The organism is Chitinophaga sp. 22620 (genome assembly GCF_052044405.1).
Classification (GTDB): Bacteria; Bacteroidota; Bacteroidia; order Chitinophagales; family Chitinophagaceae; genus Chitinophaga.
Genome location: NZ_JBQEMV010000001.1, coordinates 1,053,117 through 1,076,701 on the forward strand (window position 1 = coordinate 1,053,117; position 23,585 = coordinate 1,076,701).

Sequence of the window (23,585 nt, forward strand, 5' to 3'; positions counted from 1 at the left end):
TTTATGCGGTGAAAGAGGGGTCAACATGTTCGGTAATAAGTTTTCTCAGCATCGGTACGTCCAGCCATTCGTTATTCTCACCGGAATTATAACGGAAACCTTCCGGTACCCTCTGAGCCTTGAAATGGCTTACAAATTCTTCCACGGACCATCTGGGCACCTGCGGAAGGATTACGTAGTAACGCCCGAGATCATAGGTTGTAAAAGAATCGGATGAAGTGATCATCTCTTCATGGATCTTTTCACCGGGGCGGATGCCTACTACTTTTTGCTCGCAATCTCCTCCCACTGCCTGTGCCACATCCGTGATCCTGTATGAGGGTATCTTGGGCACGAAAAGCTCGCCTCCCCATGCGGTTTCAAGGGCATGGAGCACCATTTCGACGCCCTCGGTAAGAGAAATGTTAAAACGGGTCATGGCCGGGTCGGTGATAGGCAGCACGCCTTCTTTTCTTTTATTCAGGAAGAAAGGGATCACGGAACCGTTTGAGCCCATTACGTTTCCATAACGCACTACCGAGAATTTGATGGGGTTGTAACCACGGATATTGTTTGCGGCAATAAATAATTTATCAGATGCAAGTTTGGTAGCTCCGTAAAGATTGATAGGCGCCGCGGCCTTATCGGTAGACAGGGCCACTACCTTTTCAACGGTGGTTTCAAGGCAGGCGTTAATGATATTCTCCGCTCCGATGATGTTGGTCTTGATACACTCCATCGGGTTGTATTCAGCAATGGGCACATGTTTCATGGCAGCGGCATGAATAACGTATTCCACGCCTTTCAATGCTCTTCTTACCCTGTCAAAATCTCTAACGTCACCAATAAAAAAGCGGATCATGGGGTACTTGCTGGCCGGGAACTCCTGCGCCATCTGAAACTGCTTCTGCTCGTCACGGGAAAATATTACCAACCGCTTGATATCAGGCCATCTTTCCAGCGCTATCTTGGTAAAGGCTTTACCAAAAGAACCGGTCCCCCCGGTAATCAGAATACTTTTGTTATTTAAGTCTAACATCTGAAATTTTTATAATTAAAATAATCACTTACAAGCCAATCACCTGTATACAGGCGCAGACGGTGGATCTAACGCATGATCTCTTTGTATAGTCTCCGGAAAAGAAGCCATACGATTGCAAGCAGGCCTGCAATAAAGCCTCCGGCAGCCGCGCCTTTTATGCGTCCCAAACGTTCTTTCTGCAGCGGCAGGATAGGTGTATCCACTACCTGGATAATAGGGCTTTCCTGCATCATCATCATCTTTGTGACCTCAAGGTTCTTGATGACCTCGGCGTAAATCGTCTGCAGCATCATTTTATCCCGCGACTCCAGCTCTGTGCCCACCATTGCCCGGCTTTGGGCGGGGTTAAGGTTCATATCCTGCGATACGGCCACTGAATAAGTCTTGCGGTTTAACAGGATGCCTATGGAGTCTGCCTTTGCCTGCAGTTTATCAACTGCGTCCTTAGACCGTTTGGTTTTTGTCAGCACATAAAAATCCGTTGCCTCCTTAACAAGCCTTTCAGTAAAAGCTTTAGAGAAAACTTCGCTTCTCGCCCTGCATTCAACGGAAATGAAGCTTAATTTTTTGTCCGGTTTTTTAACAGCGAGGTTTTTCTTTACAATGCTGTTGTATATGGCGTCCAGTACGCTGTCCTGCTGAAGGGAAAATCCTTTCCTATCGGGATTTACAGGGAAGTTCAGGTTTTTAAGCCTGGCGTTTTTATTCCATGAATCTCTCAGGTCATTCATTTCAATATAAAGATCAGCGAGGCTCTGCCGTTTGCCGCCAACTGCTACTGGTGAAAGCAGCGTTTTTTCCACCATTAACCGTGAGCGTAAGAACTCAAGTATGTTGTCGCCGGAGAAAAGGCCGCTCCCGGAAGCACCGCTGAGGTCGATCCCGAACTGGCTGGCTAGCCCGGCATAAGTACCCAGCGGGCTGGACCTGCTGTCTTCCAGTACAAAGGTCAGTTCTGCAACATATACCGGCTTTTTGAGCATTGCGTAGGTAAATCCCAACCCGCCTCCGATCAGCCCCAGCAGGATGATCAGTACCTTTTTCCCCCACAGGTATTTTACCCAGTCCCGGGCTTTCAGGATGAGGTCTTTCAGTGAAATATCGTTTTCACGTTGGGCAGGTATGGTTTGTGTCGGTTCCACCATTTTTTTATTGGGATTTAATTGGTCCTGTCCAATATGGTTATGATGATCAATGCTAAGGATGCAATACCGGTGGTAATACCAACGGCTTCCTGGCTGGTAAGCCCCTTGCGGTCGCCTTTCTTTGGAATGTATATCTCCGCTCCGGGCCTGACTTTAGGGTAGCTGTTGAAGAACAGTATTTTGCGGGTGCTTTTTACTTCCCCGTTGGCAAACACCACATAGCTTCTCCTTCGCAGCGCGCTGTTCGTGAACCCGCCGGCCCCGCGCACATAATCCCTGAACGTGGTCTTTCTCTCATAACGCATCTTCTTGGGAAAGTATATTTCGCCGAACAGCTGCACGGTCTGCATTTTTTTCGGTATCCTGATCACGTCCCCTTCTTCGAGGTACAGGTCGTATTTGGAGCCGGGCTGTTTTAATATATCATCCAGGTTGATGCCCAGCAATTGTTCCTTTCTCGAAATGGTGTTCTGCAGTTTGTAAACGTCCGAACTGTCCTGGAGCTTATTGTAGTACACCTGCAGCTTGCTGTCCAGCAGGGCGCTGTCGGAAGAATTCACAAAGGTTTTACGAAGCAGCACGGCTCCTTCAGGAAATGCTTCGGGCCTCACACCGCCGGCTCTTTTTATAATGTCGGAGATCCGCTCCCGTTTGGAGTTGATGATATATTCACCCGGGTACACTACTTCCCCGTCGATGGAAACCATTGCCTGTTCGTGGTAGGAAGGGGATCTGCGCACCGATATCTCATCAAAGGGCTGGAGGTTAAATCCGGCCATCGGGCTGAGATCGGAAGTGATGTCGAACTGTGCCACGATGGCAATTGTTGAATCGGAAGGATTGTATTCTCTTCCGCGGATCCTGCGGGCTACTTCCACGCGTTTCAGGGACGCAGCGTCCCTGAGACCGCCGGCCATAAGAATAAGATCTTCCGCACGAAGGGAATCCGCATAGCTATAATACCCCGGGGAGTTGACCTCACCGCTGATCTTCACCTGGTAATCTTCGCGAAGGTCCAGCTTCGAATATATCACAACGCTGTCTTCCCTGCGGAGAGAAACCGTCTGCCTGCCGGAAAGCACGTCCTGCAGGTTGAAGCTCATGCCGGAAGGGGTATAATCGTCTTTCAGCCTGAAAACGATCGCCCGGCCCAGGAGCGCGTCTTCTTTCACGCCATCGGCCTTTTTGATCAGGTCTGCAATGGTCATGTTGGTTTCCATTGCATATTCTCCCGGGTGGAACACAGCGCCGGAAATCATCACCCGGTTGGTGAAGCGGTTCAGCACTGCATCCACAAAATATTTATCGCCTGTGCGGGGCTGGAAAGTTGCTACTTCATTAGCCGAGATGTTCACCACTTCCCGCTCTTTGTTATTGATCCGGTAGGCCCTGATCACATCCTTGAAGGAAATATCTGTATAACCCCCGGCGTTGTCGATCACATCCTGCAGGGTTTCGCCTTCTTTTACCTCGAAAACAGCCGGGCGTTTTATCTCCCCGGTCAGTTCCACCCTGGTTTTGTAGGGATTCACCTTTACAATGTCCTGATCCTGCAATACGATATTGTTGGCCAGGTCTCCCTTCCGCAAAAAATCATACAGGTCGAACCTCGCAACGGTCTCCCCGTTGCGTATTACCTGTATATCCCGGAAAGAACCGTTTTCATCCGGCCCCCCTGAAACATACAGCGCATTCGCTACTGTGGCGAGGGAAGGCACTGTATAAGACCCCGGGCGCACTATTTCACCAATGAGCAGCACGCGGATACTCCGGATGTTGCCTAAGGACACCTGTACGAACGTATTGCCGGATTTGATGCCGCCGTAGATCGTGGAAAGTTGTTTGGTAATGCGGTTTTTCGCTTCTTCCATGGTAAGCCCGTTCACATATACAGGGCCCAGGTAGGGAACGCGTATGTGCCCTTCGGGAGAAACAGTCAGTTTATGCTGGACCTCTGAATAGCCATACACGTCGATCACCATCTCGTCGCCGGGGGCCAGCCTGTAATTCGGCGGCGTCGGCATCCGGAGGTTGGGTTCGAAGGTCAGGTTCTTGTTGCTGAAAAGCTCCGCGCCGAAAATCTTCGATCTCCTTCTTTCCGCTTCGGTCATGGGTTGGATGTCGCGGGCGGAAGTAACGGTGCCATCGCTTACGGAGCGGTCTGCCTGTTCCTGCTGGATGGTAGGCGCCTGCGTGGTACTGTTCAACTCCTTGTCCAGGTTCAGCGTGCGAATGCGGTCCTTCAACTTCACGGCTTCCGAGGCGGGGATGTTCTTTTGCCGCGCATAGCTGTCAATCTGATCGAATGAAACGTTATTCCGTTTCATTTCTGCTACCAACTGGCGGATCTCTTCATCGGAAAGGTTCTCGACTTTCATTTGCTGTACCTGCGTTGGGGTAGGCACAGGCACCTGAGCATAAGCGCAAATCCCTGCGAACACGAAAACCGGAACCAAAAATAATTTCTTCATGTGGTAATCAGATATATGCTTTTCTCGGATTGTGAATGTTGGGTCACTATTCGCAAATCCCCTGCCATACCTTCAGGGTACGGAAAGGATCGGCAAATTTATTAAAAATAACATATAAATGTTAGCTGATTGAAAATCAGGTGATGTCTATTGCCAGGTAATTTTCGGGCAATATACTATCATTTCGTGTGCCGACCCTGCTATGTTTCCGCAGGATATTAATTCCTGTGTTGCTTGCGCCCTTTCCCGGTCACATCGAATATAATGCGTACGGTGCTCTGTGATGACTGTTGCGGAGATGCAGGAAAGAGGTGGGTTCAATAGAATTGACCGCAATGGCGGGCGGAGGTTAAAAATCTTCAGAAACCTCCGCCTGCCCGGATGTATCCTTACAACCTGCTGTCTACCAGGCTTCTATCCAAAAACGATTTCGTATCAAATATCACCCCGTTCTTTCCATTCGTGATCTTGGTAAAGTCCAGCTCCAGGAACTCCGCGTGCGATACGGCCAGCACGATCGCATCGTAGCCGGAGCCCAGCTTGTCGCATAATTTTATACCATATTCCTCCTCCACGATCTCGTGGGAGGCATGCGGATCGTACACATCCACGGAAACACCGAACTGCAGCAATTCTTTATAGATGTCCACCACCCTTGAGTTACGCACGTCCGGGCAATTTTCCTTGAAGGTAACCCCCAGTATCAGCGCCCGTGCGCCATCTATCTTATGACCCTTTTTTATCATGAGTTTCACGACCTTGTTGGCTACGAACATCCCCATATTATCGTTCACTCTGCGCCCGGAGAGGATCACCTGGGGGTGATATCCCAGAGATTCGGCTTTGTGCGCCAGGTAATAAGGGTCTACGCCAATGCAATGGCCGCCTACCAGTCCGGGTTTATATTTCAGGAAGTTCCACTTGGTGCCCGCCGCTTCGATAACGTCGGAAGTGTCGATGCCTATCCGGTCGAATATCAGCGCCAGCTCGTTCACAAAGCTGATATTTACATCGCGCTGCGCGTTTTCGATGGCTTTGGACGCTTCCGCCACTTTGATGCTGGGCGCCTTGTGGGTGCCCGCGGTGATGATGCTGCTGTAAAGCGCATCCACTCTATCCGCTATCTCAGGCGTGGAACCGGAAGTGACCTTTTTGATCTTTGTAAGCGTGTTCACTTTGTCGCCCGGGTTGATCCTCTCGGGGGAATAACCGCAATAAAAATCTGTGTTGAACTTCAGGCCGGAGGTCTTTTCGAGCACCGGAACACAATCTTCTTCCGTACAGCCCGGGTATACAGTGGATTCATAAATAACGATGTCCCCTTTCTTCAGGTACCTGCCGAGCATTTCGGACGCTTTCAGCAAGGGTTTCAGGTCTGGTGCCTTGAACTGGTCGATAGGGGTGGGCACCGTGACAATATAAATATTGCAGGTTTGAAGGTCCGCTTCATGGGAGGATATCTTCAGCCCTTTTGTGGTGTCTGTTTTACCAAAAGCCAGCATAGCGGTCAGGCTTTCGATGTCTGCTTCGTTGGTGTGGTCGTCTCCCGCAGAAAGCTCCTTCACGCGCGCGGCGTTGATATCAAAGCCCAGTACGGGGTATTTCCTGGAAAATTCAATGGCAAGGGGTAATCCTACGTAGCCTAATCCTATCACGGCAATTTTATGATCGTTGGCTGTCATTTTTTGTGAGATGTTAGAAGTGAGTTATAAAAAATTGTTTTCGGAGTTATGTAATCAGGGCCGTATTCATATAACCGCCACGGCGGCAAGGTATACGGATGAGTCACGGCAAACCCGCACAAAAATAGAAATCTTTATGCGATGCAGGCGCGTTTAAGCTTGTTAGCTATTTTTTCTCAACCGGCTTTCCCATGGGGATTTACAATAAGGCCCGGCAAATTTATTAAAAATAACATATAAATGTTAGCTGACTGAAAATCAGCGCTCAATTATACCGTAAAAATTTTTTCAAATTCTGTAAAACCGTCCGCCCGGGTCGTCCGTATATATACGAAACGTGGACTATTCGTGTTATATAATCATATCCTTACATTTGTTTAATATTTTATGCATGAATAGTTAAACGTATTTAACCCCGTTAACCATCAATTATACATGTGAATAATACTCCCTGTGCTTTTGCTAAATGCTGATTATGAAATCATTAATTCAATCGCAATTTGGCTTGTAACGAAAAAAAATCGCGGAAATTGTTTGGAGTAACGTGTTATTTTGTTTAAATTAGTATAACAAAAATTAAACAATATGTCATCCGCTGAATTTAACACCCTATTGCTCAGCAATGCTGACTTCCTAAAGCCCTTCGCCATCACGTTGACCAAGGACGCCGAATCCGCCAAGGATCTTTATCAGGAAACCATGTTCAGGGCACTCTCCAACCAGGAGAAGTATCTCGCGGGAACCAATATCCGCGCCTGGCTCTACACGATCATGAGGAACATCTTCATTAACAACTACCGCCGGAAATCAAAGCAGCACCTCTGTTTCGATAATTCCACCAATGATTTCCTACTGAACACCCAGCAGGTGATCATCGGCAACCAGGCGGAAAGCGGGCTCCGGATCAAAGACATCCAGACCTCCGTGCATAACCTCCCCGTGATCTTCAAAAAACCGTTCATCTTGTACCTGGACGGATTTAAGTATTTCGAGATCGCCGATATCCTGGAAGAACCCTTAGGAACCATCAAGAGCCGTATCCACTTCGCCCGCAAAATGTTGAAAGCCCAGGTAGCCCGTTACTGATTTACTGATTTACTGATTAACCTAGTTAACCATCCGTACTCACGGAAAGCGCTCCATCAAACAAACATCCCTTTCATGCCTTACCCTTCCCGGTAACGTGTAACCCCCGGTGAACCAGGTATCGTATGCGAACATTTGCCTGCGCCTTTCAGCGTAACCGCCCTCCTGTGCCCGTTCAGCACATCGTGGAAGGCTTGCCGCTGCCGGACTTTGCCCCTGCGCACATAGATGCGCCCGCCCCCCGGCAGGATCATTTTTTCCGTGCCCGCCCGAAAATCGCCGAACTTGTTTAAATTTATAGACAGACTAACCGGCGCGAAATGTTACTACCACCCGTTATACTCGTCAATGAACAGGATGAACCTGTAGGCACCATGGAAAAACTGGAAGCTCACCAGAAAGGCCTGCTCCACCGCGCCTTTTCGGTGTTCGTCGTAAATTCCGCCGGTGAAATGCTGCTGCAGCAACGCGCGCAGGATAAATATCATTCCGGCGGCCTCTGGACCAACACCTGCTGCAGCCATCCTCTTCCCGGGGAAGATACCCTGGCGGCCTCCCACCGCCGCCTGGTGGAAGAAATGGGTTTCGATTGCCCGCTGGAAGAAATTTTCAGCTTTACCTACCAGGCCAGTTTTGATAACGGGCTCACTGAATATGAATTCGATCACGTGCTGATAGGAACATATGATGGCGTCATAGCGCCAGACCGGGCTGAAGTACAGGCGCACCGCTACCTGCCGCTGGACCGCATCAGGGCGCTGCTGCATGAAGAGCCGGATACCTTCACACACTGGTTTCACCTGGCCTTCCCTAAGATCGTTGAATACCTGGAGAAGCAACATACAAATGACCGACAGGCCGGCTAAACGAAGAATCATGTTAAATCTGCCTTGCATCTTTGAAGCATTACCACTATATCATCGCAGGGGCGGGCTGTGCAGGCCTGAGCCTGGCCGTGCACATGGCGGACTGCGCGCGCCTGCACGGTAAAAAGGTGCTGGTGATAGATAAAGATGCAAAAGAAGAGAACGACCGCACCTGGTGCTTCTGGGAAACCGCGCCGGGCCTTTTCGAAAAAACGGTTCACCGCCGTTGGGAAAAAGTCTGGTTCCACAGCGTCAGCGGCGCTTCTTCCCTGCTGGATATACGGCCCTATACCTACAAAATGATCCGGGCAGCGGATTTTTACCGCCATGCCAGGGGCGTGATCCGGCGCCGCTCCAATTTCACCGTCAGGCAGCTGAATATAGAAAAGATGTGGTCCGATAAAGACCGTGCCTTCATCCAGGCCGGCAAAGAGATCATTGCGGCAGATTATATTTTCAGCAGCATTCCTGTTTCCCCATCCGAAAAACAAAAGGGCAAACACTACCTGGTACAGCATTTCCGCAGCTGGACGGTGCAGGCCGCTGAAAATGTTTTTGACGCGGAAGCCGCCACCCTGATGGATTTCCGGGCGATGCAGCACCAGGGCGTCGCATTTATTTACACCCTCCCCCTGTCCGCCCGCGAAGCTATGGTGGAATACACGCTGTTCTCCGAAAGTCCGCAACCGCGGGAAGTGTACGAAAAAGGACTGGAGGAGCACATGACAAAACATTTCCCCGGCACGGCTTTCAAAATAACGGAAGAAACAGGCGGTGTTATCCCCATGACCAACCACCGCTTTCCCCCGCATGAAGGCCGCATCGTTTTTATCGGTACCGCCGGCGGGCAAACGAAACCTACTACGGGCTACACTTTCCGGTTCATCCAGCAGCATTCCCGGCGGCTCACCGATCAGCTGGCGGGCAACGGCCACCCTTACCTGGGCAGGCGCACCGGCTGGAAGCGCTTTCATTTTTATGACGGTATACTGCTGCGTATGCTCAGTGAAAAAAGCGCCCAGGGCGCGGCGCTCTTCTCAAGGATGTTCACCCGCAACCCCGCTCCCAGGATATTCCGGTTCTTCGACAATGTGAGCAGCGTGAGAGAGGAAATATTGCTCACCCTGAGCCTCCGCCGGCTCGGGTTCATGCGCGCAGCCTGGAAAGAGCTCTGGCAGCGGATCAGCGGAAGCTGAGGTTATGGTGTTGCCGGTTGCCCCCGCCGGAATTTCCCGCAGGCGGTAATAATGTAAAGGATAAAATCATAGTCAGGCGCCTCCACCGTAAATTTATAATCAGGCCGGAAGCTGTTCATGAACCGCGTAAGACTGTCGCCGGAAAGCCCTGTGCGCGCTGCCACCAGCTCGCGGGAGAACCTTTCGTCTATGAACTGGTCCTGCTCATGCGTGATCAGCCGGCGTTTGAATGTTTCAGCGCGTTTGTTGTTCGCAAAAGACAGTGCTTTGTAGAGCTTATGGATATTCACCCCGATGCCCACCGGCGTGATCATCACCACTTCATGGACCTTCGGCCGCCGGAAATTGAACGCGGCCCTGAACTCCTCCCTCGTTTCCAGCGAATCGCGCCTGCGCGTTTTTTGCACGACCTCCACCCCGGGCAGCGAAGTGACCAGCGTGCGCAGGCGAAGTTCGGCAGGCACCAGTTCCGCCCGCATGCCGACGGATAAATAGCCCATGGCGCTGAAGAACAAAGTATCGCCTGGTCCGGCGGCAATGGAATACGCGCCGTTGCCGTTGGAGATGGTCATGCTGTTGGTGCGGATGTTGCGCACGGATACGCCCGGCAATGGCAGGGAATCCCTGCCGGATACCGTTCCGGTTACCGCAGACTGTGCCGCCGCGGAAAACGCGGTGCAGCTGAAGAGGCCTATGAGCAGGAGTATCTTTTGCATGGGACCGGTAACAAGTTATTGTATCCGGTTCTAATGAAAAGTTAAAAAGCGGAGATCAGAATTTGTCTTTATCAGCCTTCATGGCGCGGATCATTTCGCTGTATTTCATGCTTTTCAGCATGGCATTGAGGGTGGCGGCAATGCGTTTGGCGCGGGTCTCTTCTGTTTTTGCGCTGTCTATCCAGTTGGAAAAATACCGCTGGTGGCCGGGCGCCAGCGATTTGAAAAAGCTCATGGCGCGCGGCTCGTCTTCCAGGCAGGCCAGGAAGTCCCCGTTCATTTTCCATTCGGCGGCGTCCATTTCCAGCTGCACCTTAACCGGTGCGCCCTGCCGTTTGCCAATGCCCTTGCGCATGGCGGCATTCACCGCAATTATAAAATTGCCTTCGCCCATCGGCACCAGGGCTACCTGTTTAATGGCGTGCTCATCCAGCTTCCCTTTTACGCGGTAAGATTTTTTTACGCCGGGATTCAGCTTTTCAGCCAGTTCCGCCGGGATTTCAACGTATGTCCAGCCGGTCTTTTCACCCTGGTCGCCAAATTTTTTCAATACAGCGGTGAATTTGATCATAAACCGCAATTTATAATATTTTGCTTATCAGTAGCGTGCAGAAGGCGGTCCGGCGGGCAGATAATCCTGCTTTATTGTAACTTCCGGCCGTTTCTGCCGTTTCAATGAAGTCTGGGCGATAATATTAGGTTTTCTTTGCCAGTGATAAACATTAGTTTTGTAGATCATCCTTCAGAAAGGAGCATTTCCATTCTGTAAGGGCAACCTAACGACAGATAAAAATCTAAAAGGCACAAATAGATCAAACCATACTAAAAATATGCCTGAACAAAAGAAAGCCTTCCAGGAATACGAAGCAGATCAGTGGTTCCTGCGCAACAAATCTTACCTGGACAATTACGATGCAAGACATGATATCGTGCTCAACACTGTCCAGAATTATAAGCTTCACCCGGAGAATATCCTCGAGATAGGCTGTTCCGCCGGCCACCGGCTGAACAGCCTGAAAAAGCTGTTTCCCGGTGCAACGGTGTGTGGCATTGACCCGTCGCAGCAGGCAGTAAGTTATGGCGCCGGCATTTATCCGGGGGTGGAGCTTACGGCAGGCACAGCGGATCAAATGAAGATGTTTGCGGATGGACAGTTCGACCTTGTGATCGTGGGTTTCGTGTTTTATGTGATAGACAGGCCGCTGCTGCTACAGGTGATTGCGGAGATAGACCGGGTGCTGGCGGATAAGGGGGTGCTGGTCATTGTCGATTTCTTTTCTGAAAGGACCATTAAGAACCACTACCAGCATATCACTGAATTCCAGGCATACAGCTATAAACAGAATTATGACCGGTTATTTACTGAAACAGCACTTTATCACCTGTTATTCAAGGGCTCATTTGATCACAGCACAGGGGATTTGGATTCCAGCGATGACTATTACAACAAATGCAGCATAAGCCTGCTGAAGAAAGATATCTATGCAGCCTACAACCAATAAAACTACGACCGGCGATATGCAGATAGTGGCAGTTACTCAGGCGCGTATCGATTCTTCCCGGCTGCCGGGAAAGATACTTCGCACTATTCAGGGCCAGAGCCTGCTTGAGATACATGTACAGCGGATTAAGGCCGCAAAGACAATAAACAGGCTGATTGTGGCTACCACGCAGGAACCCAGCATCGATCCGGTGCTGCGGATACTGGAAAAGACCGGCACGGAATATTTTCAGGGCAGTATGGACGATGTTCTGGACAGGTTCTACCAGGCGGTAAAAGACATTCGTCCTGACTACGTTGTACGGTTTACCGCAGACTGTCCGCTGATAGACCCGAGACTGATCGACAAGGTGGTGCAATACACCCTGGACCATCAGCTGGACTACTGCAGCAACACCCTGGAGGAGAACTATCCTGACGGGCAGGATACTGAGGTGTTCCGTTTTTCGGCGTTGGAGAAGGCCTGGCAGGAAGCCACCCTGCCTTCAGACCGGGAGCATGTGACGCCGTTTATCCGGAAAAACAGCGATGTGTGCGGCGGCAATATGTTTAAGGCAGGCAACTTCAATGACGGCGTACAATTGGGTAGCCTTCGCATGACAGTGGATGAGCCGCAGGACCTGAAGGTGATCGCCCAGCTGATCGAGGAGCTGGGCACCGGCGCCAGCATGGAAGCTTACGCGGAATTCCTTCAGACCAACCCGCTTGTGCATTCTCTGAACAGGGACATCAAAAGGAATGAAGGCTATCAAAAATCTTTAAATAATGATCAATAACTTCAGGAAATCTGATGATTACCGGGCGTCGATACACGACCTGATCCCGGGCGGGGCGCACACTTATTCAAAGGGCGACGATCAGTTTCCCCTGCTTTCGCCGGCGGCCATCAGTCATGGCAAAGGTTCGCAGGTATGGGACATTGACGGGAATCAATACCTGGATTGCTCTATGGGCCTCACTTCTGTAATTCTGGGTCATGCTTACGAGCCTGTATTGAAACGTGTCAGGGAAGAGTTGGAGAAAGGAGTGAATTTCCAGCGCCCGTCTTATATCGAAAGGGAGATGGCTGAACGTTTCCTTGCGAATATTCCCGGTCACGACATGATCAAATTCGCAAAAAACGGTTCTTCCGTTACCACCGCGGCGACAAAGCTGGCCCGCGCTCATACCGGCAGAAAGCTTATCGCTTTTCCCGGCGACCATCCTTTCTATTCTTACGACGATTGGTTCATCAGCCAGACTCCCTGCAACAGGGGAATTCCCGAAGAAACCGCGGCACTTTCCGTCACCTATAAATCCGATGACATCAATTCCCTCCGGGCACTGTTTGACAAGTATCCGGACCAGATCGCCTGCGTGATCTCTGAGCCGGAAAAGAATTTCGGTCTGCCCGAGGGTTATCTCTCCCAGGCCATAGATCTTGCTCATCAGCATGGTGCGCTGTATATCGTTGACGAAATGATCACCGGCTACAAAACTGCTTTTCCCGGCTCGTTCACCAAGTATAAGGTAAAACCGGATATGGCTACCTGGGGCAAGGGCATTGCCAACGGTTTTTCTTTCTGTGCGCTTACCGGTACAAAAGAAGTGATGGAACTGGGCGGCATACGTGAAACCGGGAAAGAAAAAGTATTTCTCATCTCCACCACCCATGGAGGGGAAACACATAATATCGGCGCGGCAATAGCCACGATCGACGTTTTTGAGCAAAACGACGTGATCGGGCATAACCACAGGACTGGCGATATGCTTATCGCCGCCTGCGAAAAACTGGTAGCCGCAAAAGGCCTGAATGAATACATCACTGTTGCTCCCTGCAACTGGATGCCTGTGTTCATTTTCAGGAACAGCGCCAAAGAAATATGCCCGGGCATGCGCACGCTTGCCATGCAGGAAATGATCCGGCGCGGCGTCTTATTCCAGGGAGTGTTCGTACCTTGTTTTTCACATACAAGCAAAGACATTGAACATTTCGCGGAGGCTTTCGGTCAAACGCTGGATGTTTATTCCAGGGCTTTGGAGGACGGTTATCAGCAACATCTTAAAGGAGAGCCCGCCAAGGCGGTTTTCAGAAAATATCTATAATGCCGGGAAAAACCAAGATACTGTTTCGTTGCGACGGAGGCCCGAAAATGGGATTGGGGCATGTGATCCGCAGCTGTGCCCTTGCAACAATGCTGAAGGAAGAATTCAACTGCAGCTTTTTCATCCGCAATCCCGCGCCGTCACTCGCGGATTATATTGGTGCGGCGGGTTTTGCCCTCACCGTTCTTCCTGACGGAGACTACGGCATGGAAGCTGCAACCTGGGCCGCACAGCTGGATGGCAGCGAAATAATCGTACTCGATGGATATGCCTTCAATACAGCTTATCAACAGCATCTGAAGGCAAAAGGGAACAAGCTTGTTTGCATAGACGACATACATGCCTACCACTTTCTCGCAGATGCCGTTATCAATCACGCAGGCGGAGTAGCCATGCAGGATTATTCGCTGGCGCCGCTCACGCGGGCTTACCTTGGCACCGCCTACGCCCTGCTGAGGCCCGCATTCCTGGAAAATGACAACAACGCGGACCGGGAGGATGCCATCTTTATTTCCCTGGGCGGGGCAGATCCGAATAACGATACGCTCAGCGTGCTGGAAATGCTCCGGCAGAAAGGCATCCGGCAGAAATGTCTGGTAGTGACCGGCAGTGCATACCTGCACCGGGAAGCGTTGGAAGCATATATCCGTGAAAACGGCCTGAATGTGGAATTATTCCAGAACCTGGATGAAAAGGCAATTGCGGCGTTGATGCGGAAATGCAAACGGGCTGTGTGTCCGCCCAGCACCGTATCTTACGAATACCTGAGCATTCGCGGGGAATTGTACCTGAGGATGATCGCGGATAACCAACAGGATATTTACAGGTTCTTCACAGCAGAAGATCTTGCCTTCCCGCTGGAAGATATGTTCGTAACAGATGGCGCCAGGCTGGAGTTATCCTCTGACCGGCAGCAGCGGTATTTCGACCGGCAGTCCCCGCAACGGCTGTTGAAGATATTCAGGCAGCTGGACCTGGAACAGCAGCTTGTTATCCGTAAAGTAACAGCGGAAGACAGCAGCCGGATCTTCGCCTGGGCCAACGAGCAGGCAGTACGCCAGCATTCCCTGAACCAGGCGGAGATCAAACCCGAGGAACATGAGGCCTGGTTCACGCGGAAGATCACGGCCCCGGATGCAAGGATGTATATCGTAGAACTGGAAGGAAAACCTGCAGGCCAGATACGTTTCGATATTGACATCATCAACTCACAGGCCTCTATCGGGTATTCAGTGGATGCTGCATACAGGGGCAGGGGGTTGGGAACCGCGGTGGTCAGGCTCGGCATTGCCGCATTGCACGCGTCCCGGCCGGACATCAATGAGATAAAGGCGATTGTAAAGATCACCAACCAGCCCTCCATGCTGGTATTTGAACAGCTTAATTTTTTGATACATAAAGAGGATATTATCCAGGGGCAGCCTTGCAAGGTGTACCTTTTGAAATTGCCGAAGCCATATCCGGGAGCACAAAAGCATTTTAACAGCGCAGACAGGGAAGCATGAAAGTTTTGTTTTTTAATGGCATCAACATCACCCCGCATATCGAAACAGAAATGGAGATTGCGGCAGACCTGGTGAAAGATGGCCACGATGTATATTTTGTGCAATGCCGCGGGGAACTGCATTTCTGCAATATCAACTTTACCCATGCGGAATGGATCTGCCGTGATTGCCGGAGCCGTCAGGAAAATTCATTCAACATTCTCGGTCTTCCGCCGGAGAAGATCCTTTATTTCAGCGACGTTGCGCCGGATGAAAAGATCATTCCTGAAAAATTCGCTTCCATAGACGAGCTGAAAGCCTTTACCTACGAAGGTTCCGATATAGGCATGGGCGTTGTCTCCTCCTTCGTTTCCGCCTACCGCGACCACCGGCTGGATACTGAGGCATTCAGGAAAGATATCCGCGAGGGCATATGGACATCGTTGTACGTGCATGAGAATGCAAAAAAGATGCTGGACGAACTGAAGCCGGACCTGGTGATCTTCTTCAACGGCAGGTACCTGGAGATCCGGCCAATGATGCGCCTTTGCGAGGAAAGAGGCATTCATTTCCAGACGCACGAACGCGGCGGCACCATCGAAAAATATATACTCTGCGATAACAGCACCCCCCATTCCCTGGAAAACCTCGCCCGCGAAATAGAAGATGGCTGGAATGCTGCCGGCCCGGACCGCGCCGAAACCGGGCGGAGGTTTTTTGTGGACAGGCGGAACAGGATCATGCAATCGTGGATCGTGTTTACGGCAGACCAGGAAAGAGGCAGCCTGCCGGCAGATTTCGACCGGAACAGAAAAAATGTCGTGCTGTACAATTCTTCACTGGATGAATACGAAGGGATTGCCGGCATCTCAGGCAAGATATATCCCGCGGACAATATTGGCATCACAAAGCTGTTGGAAGCATTTGAGCTCAGCAGCGACACGCATTTCTACCTGCGTGTGCATCCCAACCTGAAAGGTTTGCAGAACACCCAGGTGCGCGAGCTGGAAGAGATGGCCGCAAGATTTAAGAATCTTACGCTGATCAGGGCGGAAGAAATGATAGATACTTATGCTTTGATGGACGCCGCGGACATCGTTGTGGTATTCGGTTCCACGATGGGCGTGGAAGCCGCTTTCTGGGGGAAGCCCGTGGTATTGCTAGGACATTCGTTCTACGACCGGTTGCAGGGTTTTTATCTTCCCAAAACACATGAAGAGGCCGTAGCGCTCCTGCAGCAGGACTTGCAGCCGCTGCCTGCGGGAGACGATATGCTGAAGTATGGCTACTGGGAGCTGGAAAGGGGGATATATTACAAATACTACAAAGGCACTGCGCTCTTCGAAGGGACATTCATGGGTAAAAGTATTGCGGTAACGCCGCTGCAGAAGCTGGTGAATTTCCTGCTCGTGAAGCGGAAACGCTGGATGAATAAGTTGAAGAAGCTAACCCGATAACCATATATAAAACCATTCATGATGCTACCAAAAAGAATATTCCTGGCTTTCCTGCTGCTGCTGGGCATTTCCAGCCAGGCGCAAACAAAACGGCCGAACATCATTTTCATTTTTTCCGATGATCACGCTTTCCAGGCGGTGAGCGCCTATGGAGGCAAGCTGGCGAAAACGCCTAATATCGACCGCATTGCCCGCGAAGGGGCTGTCTTCAGGAACGCGCTCGTCACCAATTCTATCTGTGGCCCCAGCCGCGCTACCCTGCTCACGGGCAAGTACAGTCACCGGAACGGGTATACCCTCAATGAAAAACGTTTTGATGTAACGCAACTGCTGTTTCCCCGCGTATTGCAGCAGCATCAATATCAAACCGCCTGGATCGGCAAGTGGCACCTCGGCAGCCTGCCGGAAGGTTTCGATTACTGGCGCATTCTTCCCGGCCAGGGCCATTATTACAACCCTGATTTCATAGAAAAAGGAAAAGACACCGCGCGGGTGCCCGGTTATGTGACCAATGTGGTCACAGACGTATCTATCGACTGGCTGCAACACCGTGATACCAGCAAACCCTTCATGCTGGTGGTGGGCCACAAGGCCACCCACCGCGAATGGCTGCCTGACCTGCAGGACCTTGGCGCGTACGATGACGTTAATTTCCCTCTTCCCAAATCCTTCAAAGACGATTACAAGAACCGCGTGGCCGCACAAAACCAGGATATGAGCATCGAAAAAACGATGCGCCTGAAAGAAGACCTTAAAGTGCATGCAGACTATAACCGGTTTATTTATAACCGTCTTTCCCCCGAAGAAAAAACAAAGTTCAAAGCTTACTACGACAAAGTGAGCAAGGAATTCGACGATAAAAAACTCAGCGGCGAAGCGCTTACCGAATGGAAATACCAGCGTTACCTGAAAGACTATCTTTCCACCGCACGTTCGCTGGACAGGAACATCGGCCGGCTGCTGGATTACCTGGATAAATCCGGGCTGGCTGCAAACACCGTGGTGGTGTACGCTTCAGACCAGGGATTTTATTTGGGCGAACATGGCTGGTTCGATAAGCGGTTTATATATGAAGAATCCCTGCGCACCCCGTTTGTAGTACGTTACCCAGGTGTGATAAAGCCGGGTACAAAAGTGAACGAGCTGATGACGAATGTGGACTGGGCGCCGACGATCCTGGATATAGCCGGGGTGCCGGTTCCGGAGGAGATGCAGGGCCGGTCTTTCATGCCGCTGGTGAAGCCGGGCGCCGACAAATCGGACTGGCGCAAGGCGGCGTATTATCACTATTACGAATTCCCCGAGCCGCACCACGTGAGCCCGCATTTCGGGCTGCGCACAGAGCGGTATACGCTGGTAAGGTTCTACGGCCCGGCAGACAGCTGGGAGCTGTACGATCTCATGAAAGACCCGATGCAGCTGCGGAATATCTATGGCGCCAAAGGAACGGAAAAGGTTACCGCGGGCCTGAAAGAGGAGCTTCGTAAACAGATCGAAGCGTATAAGGATGATGAGGCGTTGAAGATATTGGACAAAGGATAAGTCAATCGCGTGCTCTTTTTGCGCGGGCTACAAGATGGATGCGTTGTATTTATTGACCAGTACTACGATCCCGATGTTGTCTGTCGGGAGAAGCGAGGTGGTGGATGAAAAAAGCGGGAGGTTGCCGGATACTCCCGGTTTCATAGATGAGCGTTATATGCTGAATCTACAAAAAATAACATCCACATTGGGTAAATAAAGGACAGGATAAAAATTCTGCGTTGGCACTTTCCTCTTGCCGGAACCTGGAAAGGGCGGCGCGGCCCTATCTGCTTGATTCTCGCAGTAACAATAGGATAACAAAATATGAACGCAGATAAAAGTAACTTAGAGGGACAATCCAAAATCCGAGCAAATTAAAGACTGGCACCAAAACGATGTATGTGAATCCAGGCGCTTTTAACGATGGCCTGATGGAATTAACCTCATTAGCAACGATCCTTTATTTCATGCCGCGTAGAATGCGGCGTGCTGATAATCAGTAATTTCCTACATGTTTATATTTATTGGTACGTAGCGATAGCCGGCTGGCTGTGCTGTGTAAATTAAATAGTGCGGTGGCAATATTTAACAGTTAACAGCGCGGTAGCTTTGCCGGCTGGCCGCCACGCTATTGTGAACGAGTTTTTTATTAGTTAACCGTGATATGGTCTTAAAAAAGCAAAGAAGCGTTCGCAAGAGCGCTTTTTTGTTGTTATATAGTGAAAGCGCTGTAAACAGCAAAGCTGGTAAAATAAACAGCTTTTAACCACATGGATGCTGCTGTTTATCCCTTTTTAGCCTCCGGTATTTTCAGCTGTTGGGCAATAGCCTGCTCCAGGTTATCCGGGATGGTAGACGCTTCGTCGCCGAGGGCCGCGAACCGCAGCAGTTCCTCGTCCCAGGCAAATGTATAGGCTGGGCTGCCGTTGTAGGTGATCCTGAAACGTTCCTCTTCATTATAAGCGAATGGTTCTGCTGTAACGATATATGGAACATTATCTACGAGTAAGTTCAATGTTGTTGCTGCCATGGTTAAATATTTACCATTCCCGGCACAAAAACCGGGCCTTTGGCATGAACAATTAAAAAGATGACGCGCTGCTCTTCACAAAAAAAGCGGCGCTCCAAATGAAACGCCGCCTGGTTCTTCATAGTTTCCGGTCTTGTCAGAATATCACCACTTTAAATGTCTGCCGGAACCCTGTACCTTCCAGCACCAGCAGGTAAATGCCGCTGCCAGTTTGGGCGGGGAGCGGAAGCGGTTGCCGTGCCTGCCCCTGGGATAATACCCAGTAATACACTACACTACCCCGCAGATCAACGAGGCTTGCCTGCACTTTCTGTTTTAATGCCTGGGGGCATACCACATAAATAATTTCTGAAGCGGGGTTGGGATAGATGAATGCCGCCCCTTCGCGCGGGCGGCCACCGGCGGCCACGGCGGGCTTGCTGGCGAGCAACATATTGGTGTCGCTCAGCCCCGTTGTGTACCATCCGGGCCCGTAGCTGCCGGTTGAACTGGTAACAGCATCGGCTGTACTGGTGTCGGTGGGTATTACATCGTACGAACCGGTGTATGTACCAGAAAATGCCAGCCTGTTTTGCGTTGCCCCATCGTCTGCCCCATAGCTGATACTGATGCCCGTAAAACCGGCAAGACTGCCGCTGCGCACGCCGCAATGCCAGCGCCTTGCGGCAGACAAGCTGCTCATGCCTGTGCCCGGCGTACCGGCCGCGGTGTCGATGGACATCTGCACGGTTACCGCGCCGGCAACGGATGAGAGTCCCGTTAGTACCACCTTCCTGTGTTGCCCGGCAGATCCGGTCGGGAAAGTTTTGGTAACAGGCGCTGCGCCCGCAGTGAACGCCACGGCGCCATTCACGAAACTGCTGCTGCTGCCTGGTGCACCATTGTATGATGTATTGGTGCAGATCAGCGCTTTTCCTGCGGGCAGGTAAATGATGCCGTCTGTCAACGTAATGGCCGCATTGCTCGATTTCAGGTGGAGGCTGTCGCTGATCATTACGCCATCAGGGTTGTTGACGGTAATGTTGTGCAGCGAGCGGGACAGGGGTATCTCATGGCCTTCCGTCATGAATTGTGCCGGCGCGTTCGCATCGTGATTATACACTACGTACAAGGCAGCCGTGCTTCCCAGCGTATAAGCATTGGCGAGCGACGCATGCTGCGAACGCCTGATCTGGCAGTTGACGGAACTGGCGCTGCCGCCCACCTTGGTATTGTCCATCGTGAGATTACTGCCGTTATAAAACACGCCGTCTGCAAGCGTCAGTATGGACGGAATGCTTACGGGCGTTTGCAATGAAACACCAGCAGGGTTATTGATCGTAAGGCTGCGGATGATCCCGCCGGTATAGGTTCCTGTTCCGCCGAGCACGGTGCTGTCTGCCGCCGGCCCCATGATCAGGATCGTATTTGCTTTTGAGAGATCGGCTGTACCATTGTTCAGCAGGTTGCCGTTGACGGTGACCGTTCTGCCGGTGGTGCCGTTGCGGGCATAGAATGTGCCGGTGCTTTCCACTACCAGGTCGCCGGTGCTGAAAGTGTGAGTGGTGGTAGTATTGAACCCGAGCGTGCCTGCTATTTCGGTGCGCGTTACTTTCACCGGCGTATTGATAGTGATAGTGCTGCCGGCAGTGATCACCGCCGTGTCCGCATCCGCGGGTACCACGCCGCCCTGCCAACTGGTGGGCAGCGACCAGCTGCCACCGGTGGAAGCAGATCTGATCAGCCTTCCGGTCGTCGAAGGTGTTACTTTAAAGGGAATGCACGCATTGGCGATCTTTCCGCGGTAATCGTGCACATACACATACAGCCGGTAGTTACCCGCCGCGGCCGGCGCCGTAAAGCGGGCGCTGTCCGCATCCTGCGAAACGATCAGGCCCGGTAGCGCCGGCAGGCTGGCAGTGGCGTCCCCGCCGGCCATATTGCTGTTTTCAGGAATGATCAACCATTCGTAACGCAACGAATCATTATCAGGATCACTGGCACGCACCCATCCGGTATTGAGGGAATTCGCTTCCACGATAACGGTATCTTCCGCGCGTTTGCCGTTGAAAAGCATCGAATCTCTCGTGCGGATCACCGGGGCGCGGTTGGAAGGATACAGCCCCGTCCATGTATACTGCATTTCTTCAGTAGCGCCGAAAGCCTCTCCCAGCCGGCTATACATGCCATACCAGGTTACTACGTCGCCGGAAGACTGATAGCCCCATACGAACACAAAACCGCCAAGGCAGTTGTTGGAAGCATTGGCCGCGATGTGGTCCTGGTATACCTGGCGGTACACCACGGCCTTTTCTGTGCTGGTTTGTTCCACCAGGGCTCCCCAGGGCATTTTCCGTTTGGGCTCCGGGTTCATCTGCCAGGTGCCCCTCGGGCCGAATTCAGTGATCATATAAGGTTTGGTCCAGCCGGCGGTTTGCAGGTTGCCTAAAACGCCGGGAATGTTGGGCGCGTAGCTGTTAATGGAAAGTATATCCAATGCAGTAAACCGTTCCTTCAGCAGCAGCACTTTCTTCAGGTCTGAATTTACGAGCACGCAGGTAGTGAGGTGGTTGGTGTCTGTGTCATGGATCATCTCCGCAATGTCGTTGAGCGCATCCCAATAGGCAATATTGTAAGCGGTATCCAGCGGGTTATAATTCGCATCCGTCTCATTACCGATTGCCCACATCAGCACAGCGGGATGGTCTTTAAATGCGAGCACCTGGTTCTGCATATTCTCAAACTGTACCCGCACCGCGGCAGTATCCGCATAGTTCATCTCCTGCAGCTTTTTGACGCCCAATCCCAGGCAGACGGTGATGCCATGCTCATCCGCACTGTCCAGCCACCTGCCGGTGGAATCGTTGATGCTGTAAGTGCGGATGGTGTTGCCTCCGTAGGCGGCCACTTGCACATGAAAGTTATTGGCGGCGGCGCCTTTGATGTAATACGGAACACCGCCGCGATGCAGCGTATATACGCCAGCGGATTCTACCAGCGTGGTTTTGACGGCCTGTGCGATAGCGCTGTCCGCGATCACAAGCATCGTCAGCATAAGTATCAGTTTTTTCATGTGTGGAACGTGGTTTTTAAAAGGTGTGTATATCTGCCATTCCTCTACCATTCCTCCAGGTAATCCAGGTCTTTATGAAATGTTTCCTGCATGCCGGCCAGCGACCAGAAGGCCAGCGCCAGGCATATCACGCCAACGCCGATACCGGCGTATACAATAGAGCCGTTAAAGAGCAGCTGTATGGACTGAAAAAGAAACGTGAGCGGTACCACCGCGCCACGCACAAAGTTGGGAACGGTAGTGGTGACCGTTGCGCGGATATTGGTGCCGAACTGTTCCGTGGCGATCGTCATAAACACTACCCAATAACCGACGGAGAATCCAAGCAGGCCGCATATCCAGTAAAAGAGCTGGAGGCTGATGCCGGTGGCCAGGAAATAAATGCTTACGGCGGCTATGCAGCAGAACAGGTAGACATATACCACCCTGATCCGGCTTTTTAACAGCTGGCTAAGGGCGCCGCTGAAAATATCGCCCACCACCAGGCCGCCATAACACCAGGCTACTGCCGCGCCGGCATTCACCTCGCCCTGGATATGCAGCACCTTGCCGAATTCCGGGGAGAGGGTGATCAGCACGCCTACAACAAACCAGAGTGGCACGCCGATCAGGATGCAGCGCAGGTATTTGAGGAACCTGTTCCTGTTCGTGAAAAGCGCGAGGAAGTTCCCCCTGTTCTCCGACCGCTTCGCCGCGCCGAACATGCCTGATTCCACCACGCCGATGCGCAGCAGCAGCAATAAAAGCCCCAGGCCGCCGCCGATAAAAAAGCTGACCCTCCAGCTGAAATACTGTGCGACAAAATAAGCCGCCACGGCGCCGCTGATACCCACCGCCGCAACGATGGTTGTTGCATAACCTCTTTTTTCTTTCGGCATCAATTCCGCCACCAACGTGATGCCGGCGCCAAGCTCGCCAGCCAGCCCAAGGCCGGCTATAAAACGCCACATCGCATAACTCCATACGCTGTCCACAAAACCATTGGCGATGTTGGCGGCGGAATAAAGGAAAATGGACCCGAAAAGCACGGAGAGCCGTCCTTTCCTGTCGCCCAGCACACCCCAGAGAATGCCGCCCAGCAACATGCCGGTCATCTGTACATTGAGCAGTAAAATACCTTTGTCCGTCACATCCTGCCCGCGCAGCCCGATCGATTCAAGACTGGGAACGCGGACGATGCTGAAGAGCAGCAGGTCGTAGATGTCTACAAAATACCCGAGAGAGGCCACTATCACTGCGGCAAGAACGCCCTTGTTTGACTGTTTCATA

19 protein-coding genes are annotated in these 23,585 nt (G+C 51.6%); 10 read left to right on the forward strand and 9 right to left on the reverse strand.

The annotated features are described in order from the left end of the window. Window position 1: 1 nt before the first annotated feature. The 4 genes from pseB to ACTJIK_RS04545 form a co-directional block, all read right to left on the reverse strand. Window positions 2–1,018 carry a UDP-N-acetylglucosamine 4,6-dehydratase (inverting) gene (gene pseB / locus ACTJIK_RS04530; RefSeq protein ID WP_440645162.1) on the reverse strand — a complete coding sequence of 339 codons (1,017 nt, stop codon included), beginning with the start codon at window positions 1,016–1,018 and terminating at the stop codon, window positions 2–4. Window positions 1,019–1,086: 68 nt separating this feature from the next. Then, window positions 1,087–2,166: a Wzz/FepE/Etk N-terminal domain-containing protein gene (locus ACTJIK_RS04535; protein WP_440645163.1), complete on the reverse strand. Its 1,080-nt coding sequence runs from the start codon at window positions 2,164–2,166 to the stop codon at window positions 1,087–1,089. A 14-nt stretch (window positions 2,167–2,180) separates the two neighbouring features. Then, window positions 2,181–4,544 (reverse strand): SLBB domain-containing protein, encoded by a 2,364-nt coding sequence (locus ACTJIK_RS04540; RefSeq protein ID WP_440645164.1) that lies wholly within the window; start codon window positions 4,542–4,544, stop codon window positions 2,181–2,183. A 482-nt stretch (window positions 4,545–5,026) separates the two neighbouring features. After that, window positions 5,027–6,319: a nucleotide sugar dehydrogenase gene (locus tag ACTJIK_RS04545; protein ID WP_440645165.1), complete on the reverse strand. Its 1,293-nt coding sequence runs from the start codon at window positions 6,317–6,319 to the stop codon at window positions 5,027–5,029. A 585-nt stretch (window positions 6,320–6,904) separates the two neighbouring features. On the opposite strand from ACTJIK_RS04545, the gene ACTJIK_RS04550 reads away from it, so the two are divergent. The 4 genes from ACTJIK_RS04550 (at window position 6,905) to ACTJIK_RS04565 (ending at window position 9,467) form a co-directional block, all read left to right on the forward strand. After that, the gene (locus tag ACTJIK_RS04550) at window positions 6,905–7,405 is read left to right on the forward strand and encodes an RNA polymerase sigma factor (protein ID WP_120517189.1); all 501 of its coding nucleotides are present in this window, start codon (window positions 6,905–6,907) and stop codon (window positions 7,403–7,405) included. A gap of 125 nt (window positions 7,406–7,530) precedes the next feature. Continuing rightward, entirely contained in the window at window positions 7,531–7,698 is a 168-nt protein-coding gene (locus ACTJIK_RS04555) for a hypothetical protein (RefSeq protein WP_440645166.1), read from the forward strand. A gap of 27 nt (window positions 7,699–7,725) precedes the next feature. Further along, window positions 7,726–8,271, forward strand: a complete 546-nt coding sequence (idi, locus tag ACTJIK_RS04560; RefSeq protein WP_440645167.1) for an isopentenyl-diphosphate Delta-isomerase — start codon at window positions 7,726–7,728, stop codon at window positions 8,269–8,271. A 32-nt stretch (window positions 8,272–8,303) separates the two neighbouring features. After that, a complete protein-coding gene (locus tag ACTJIK_RS04565) occupies window positions 8,304–9,467 on the forward strand; it encodes a lycopene cyclase family protein (protein WP_440645168.1) in 1,164 nt (387 codons plus the stop codon). A 2-nt stretch (window positions 9,468–9,469) separates the two neighbouring features. Here the strand turns inward: ACTJIK_RS04565 and ACTJIK_RS04570 are convergent, their stop codons facing one another. Together ACTJIK_RS04570 and ACTJIK_RS04575 are read right to left on the reverse strand one after the other, a co-directional pair. After that, window positions 9,470–10,183, reverse strand: a complete 714-nt coding sequence (locus ACTJIK_RS04570; RefSeq protein ID WP_440645169.1) for a hypothetical protein — start codon at window positions 10,181–10,183, stop codon at window positions 9,470–9,472. A 55-nt stretch (window positions 10,184–10,238) separates the two neighbouring features. Continuing rightward, window positions 10,239–10,754, reverse strand: coding sequence for a YdeI/OmpD-associated family protein (locus tag ACTJIK_RS04575; protein WP_440645170.1), 516 nt, complete (start codon window positions 10,752–10,754; stop codon window positions 10,239–10,241). A 259-nt stretch (window positions 10,755–11,013) separates the two neighbouring features. Here ACTJIK_RS04575 and ACTJIK_RS04580 point away from each other — a divergent pair, with 259 nt between their 5' ends. The 6 genes from ACTJIK_RS04580 to ACTJIK_RS04605 are packed head-to-tail and all read left to right on the forward strand — an operon-like array spanning window position 11,014 to window position 18,252. Continuing rightward, complete coding sequence (locus tag ACTJIK_RS04580; RefSeq protein WP_440645171.1) at window positions 11,014–11,685, forward strand: class I SAM-dependent methyltransferase; 672 nt, start codon at window positions 11,014–11,016, stop codon at window positions 11,683–11,685. A 16-nt stretch (window positions 11,686–11,701) separates the two neighbouring features. Further along, a complete protein-coding gene (locus tag ACTJIK_RS04585) occupies window positions 11,702–12,460 on the forward strand; it encodes a cytidylyltransferase domain-containing protein (RefSeq protein ID WP_440645172.1) in 759 nt (252 codons plus the stop codon). Beyond that, entirely contained in the window at window positions 12,450–13,769 is a 1,320-nt protein-coding gene (locus ACTJIK_RS04590) for a glutamate-1-semialdehyde 2,1-aminomutase (RefSeq protein WP_440645173.1), read from the forward strand. Before ACTJIK_RS04585 ends, ACTJIK_RS04590 begins: the two co-directional genes overlap by 11 nt. After that, window positions 13,769–15,274, forward strand: a complete 1,506-nt coding sequence (pseG, locus tag ACTJIK_RS04595) for a UDP-2,4-diacetamido-2,4,6-trideoxy-beta-L-altropyranose hydrolase (protein ID WP_440645174.1) — start codon at window positions 13,769–13,771, stop codon at window positions 15,272–15,274. The genes ACTJIK_RS04590 and pseG overlap by 1 nt, the downstream gene beginning before the upstream one ends. Beyond that, entirely contained in the window at window positions 15,271–16,710 is a 1,440-nt protein-coding gene (locus tag ACTJIK_RS04600) for a capsular polysaccharide export protein, LipB/KpsS family (protein ID WP_440645175.1), read from the forward strand. Before pseG ends, ACTJIK_RS04600 begins: the two co-directional genes overlap by 4 nt. A gap of 18 nt (window positions 16,711–16,728) precedes the next feature. Beyond that, window positions 16,729–18,252, forward strand: a complete 1,524-nt coding sequence (locus ACTJIK_RS04605) for a sulfatase family protein (RefSeq protein ID WP_440645176.1) — start codon at window positions 16,729–16,731, stop codon at window positions 18,250–18,252. 766 nt (window positions 18,253–19,018) lie between these two features. Here the strand turns inward: ACTJIK_RS04605 and ACTJIK_RS04610 are convergent. The 3 genes from ACTJIK_RS04610 to ACTJIK_RS04620 form a co-directional block, all read right to left on the reverse strand. Then, on the reverse strand, window positions 19,019–19,264 hold the full coding sequence (locus ACTJIK_RS04610; RefSeq protein ID WP_440645177.1) for a hypothetical protein: 246 nt from the start codon (window positions 19,262–19,264) through the stop codon (window positions 19,019–19,021). A 136-nt stretch (window positions 19,265–19,400) separates the two neighbouring features. Beyond that, window positions 19,401–22,316, reverse strand: coding sequence for a T9SS type A sorting domain-containing protein (locus ACTJIK_RS04615; protein WP_440645178.1), 2,916 nt, complete (start codon window positions 22,314–22,316; stop codon window positions 19,401–19,403). 44 nt (window positions 22,317–22,360) lie between these two features. Further along, window positions 22,361–23,584 carry an MFS transporter gene (locus ACTJIK_RS04620; protein ID WP_440645179.1) on the reverse strand — a complete coding sequence of 408 codons (1,224 nt, stop codon included), beginning with the start codon at window positions 23,582–23,584 and terminating at the stop codon, window positions 22,361–22,363. Window position 23,585: the final 1 nt, after the last annotated feature.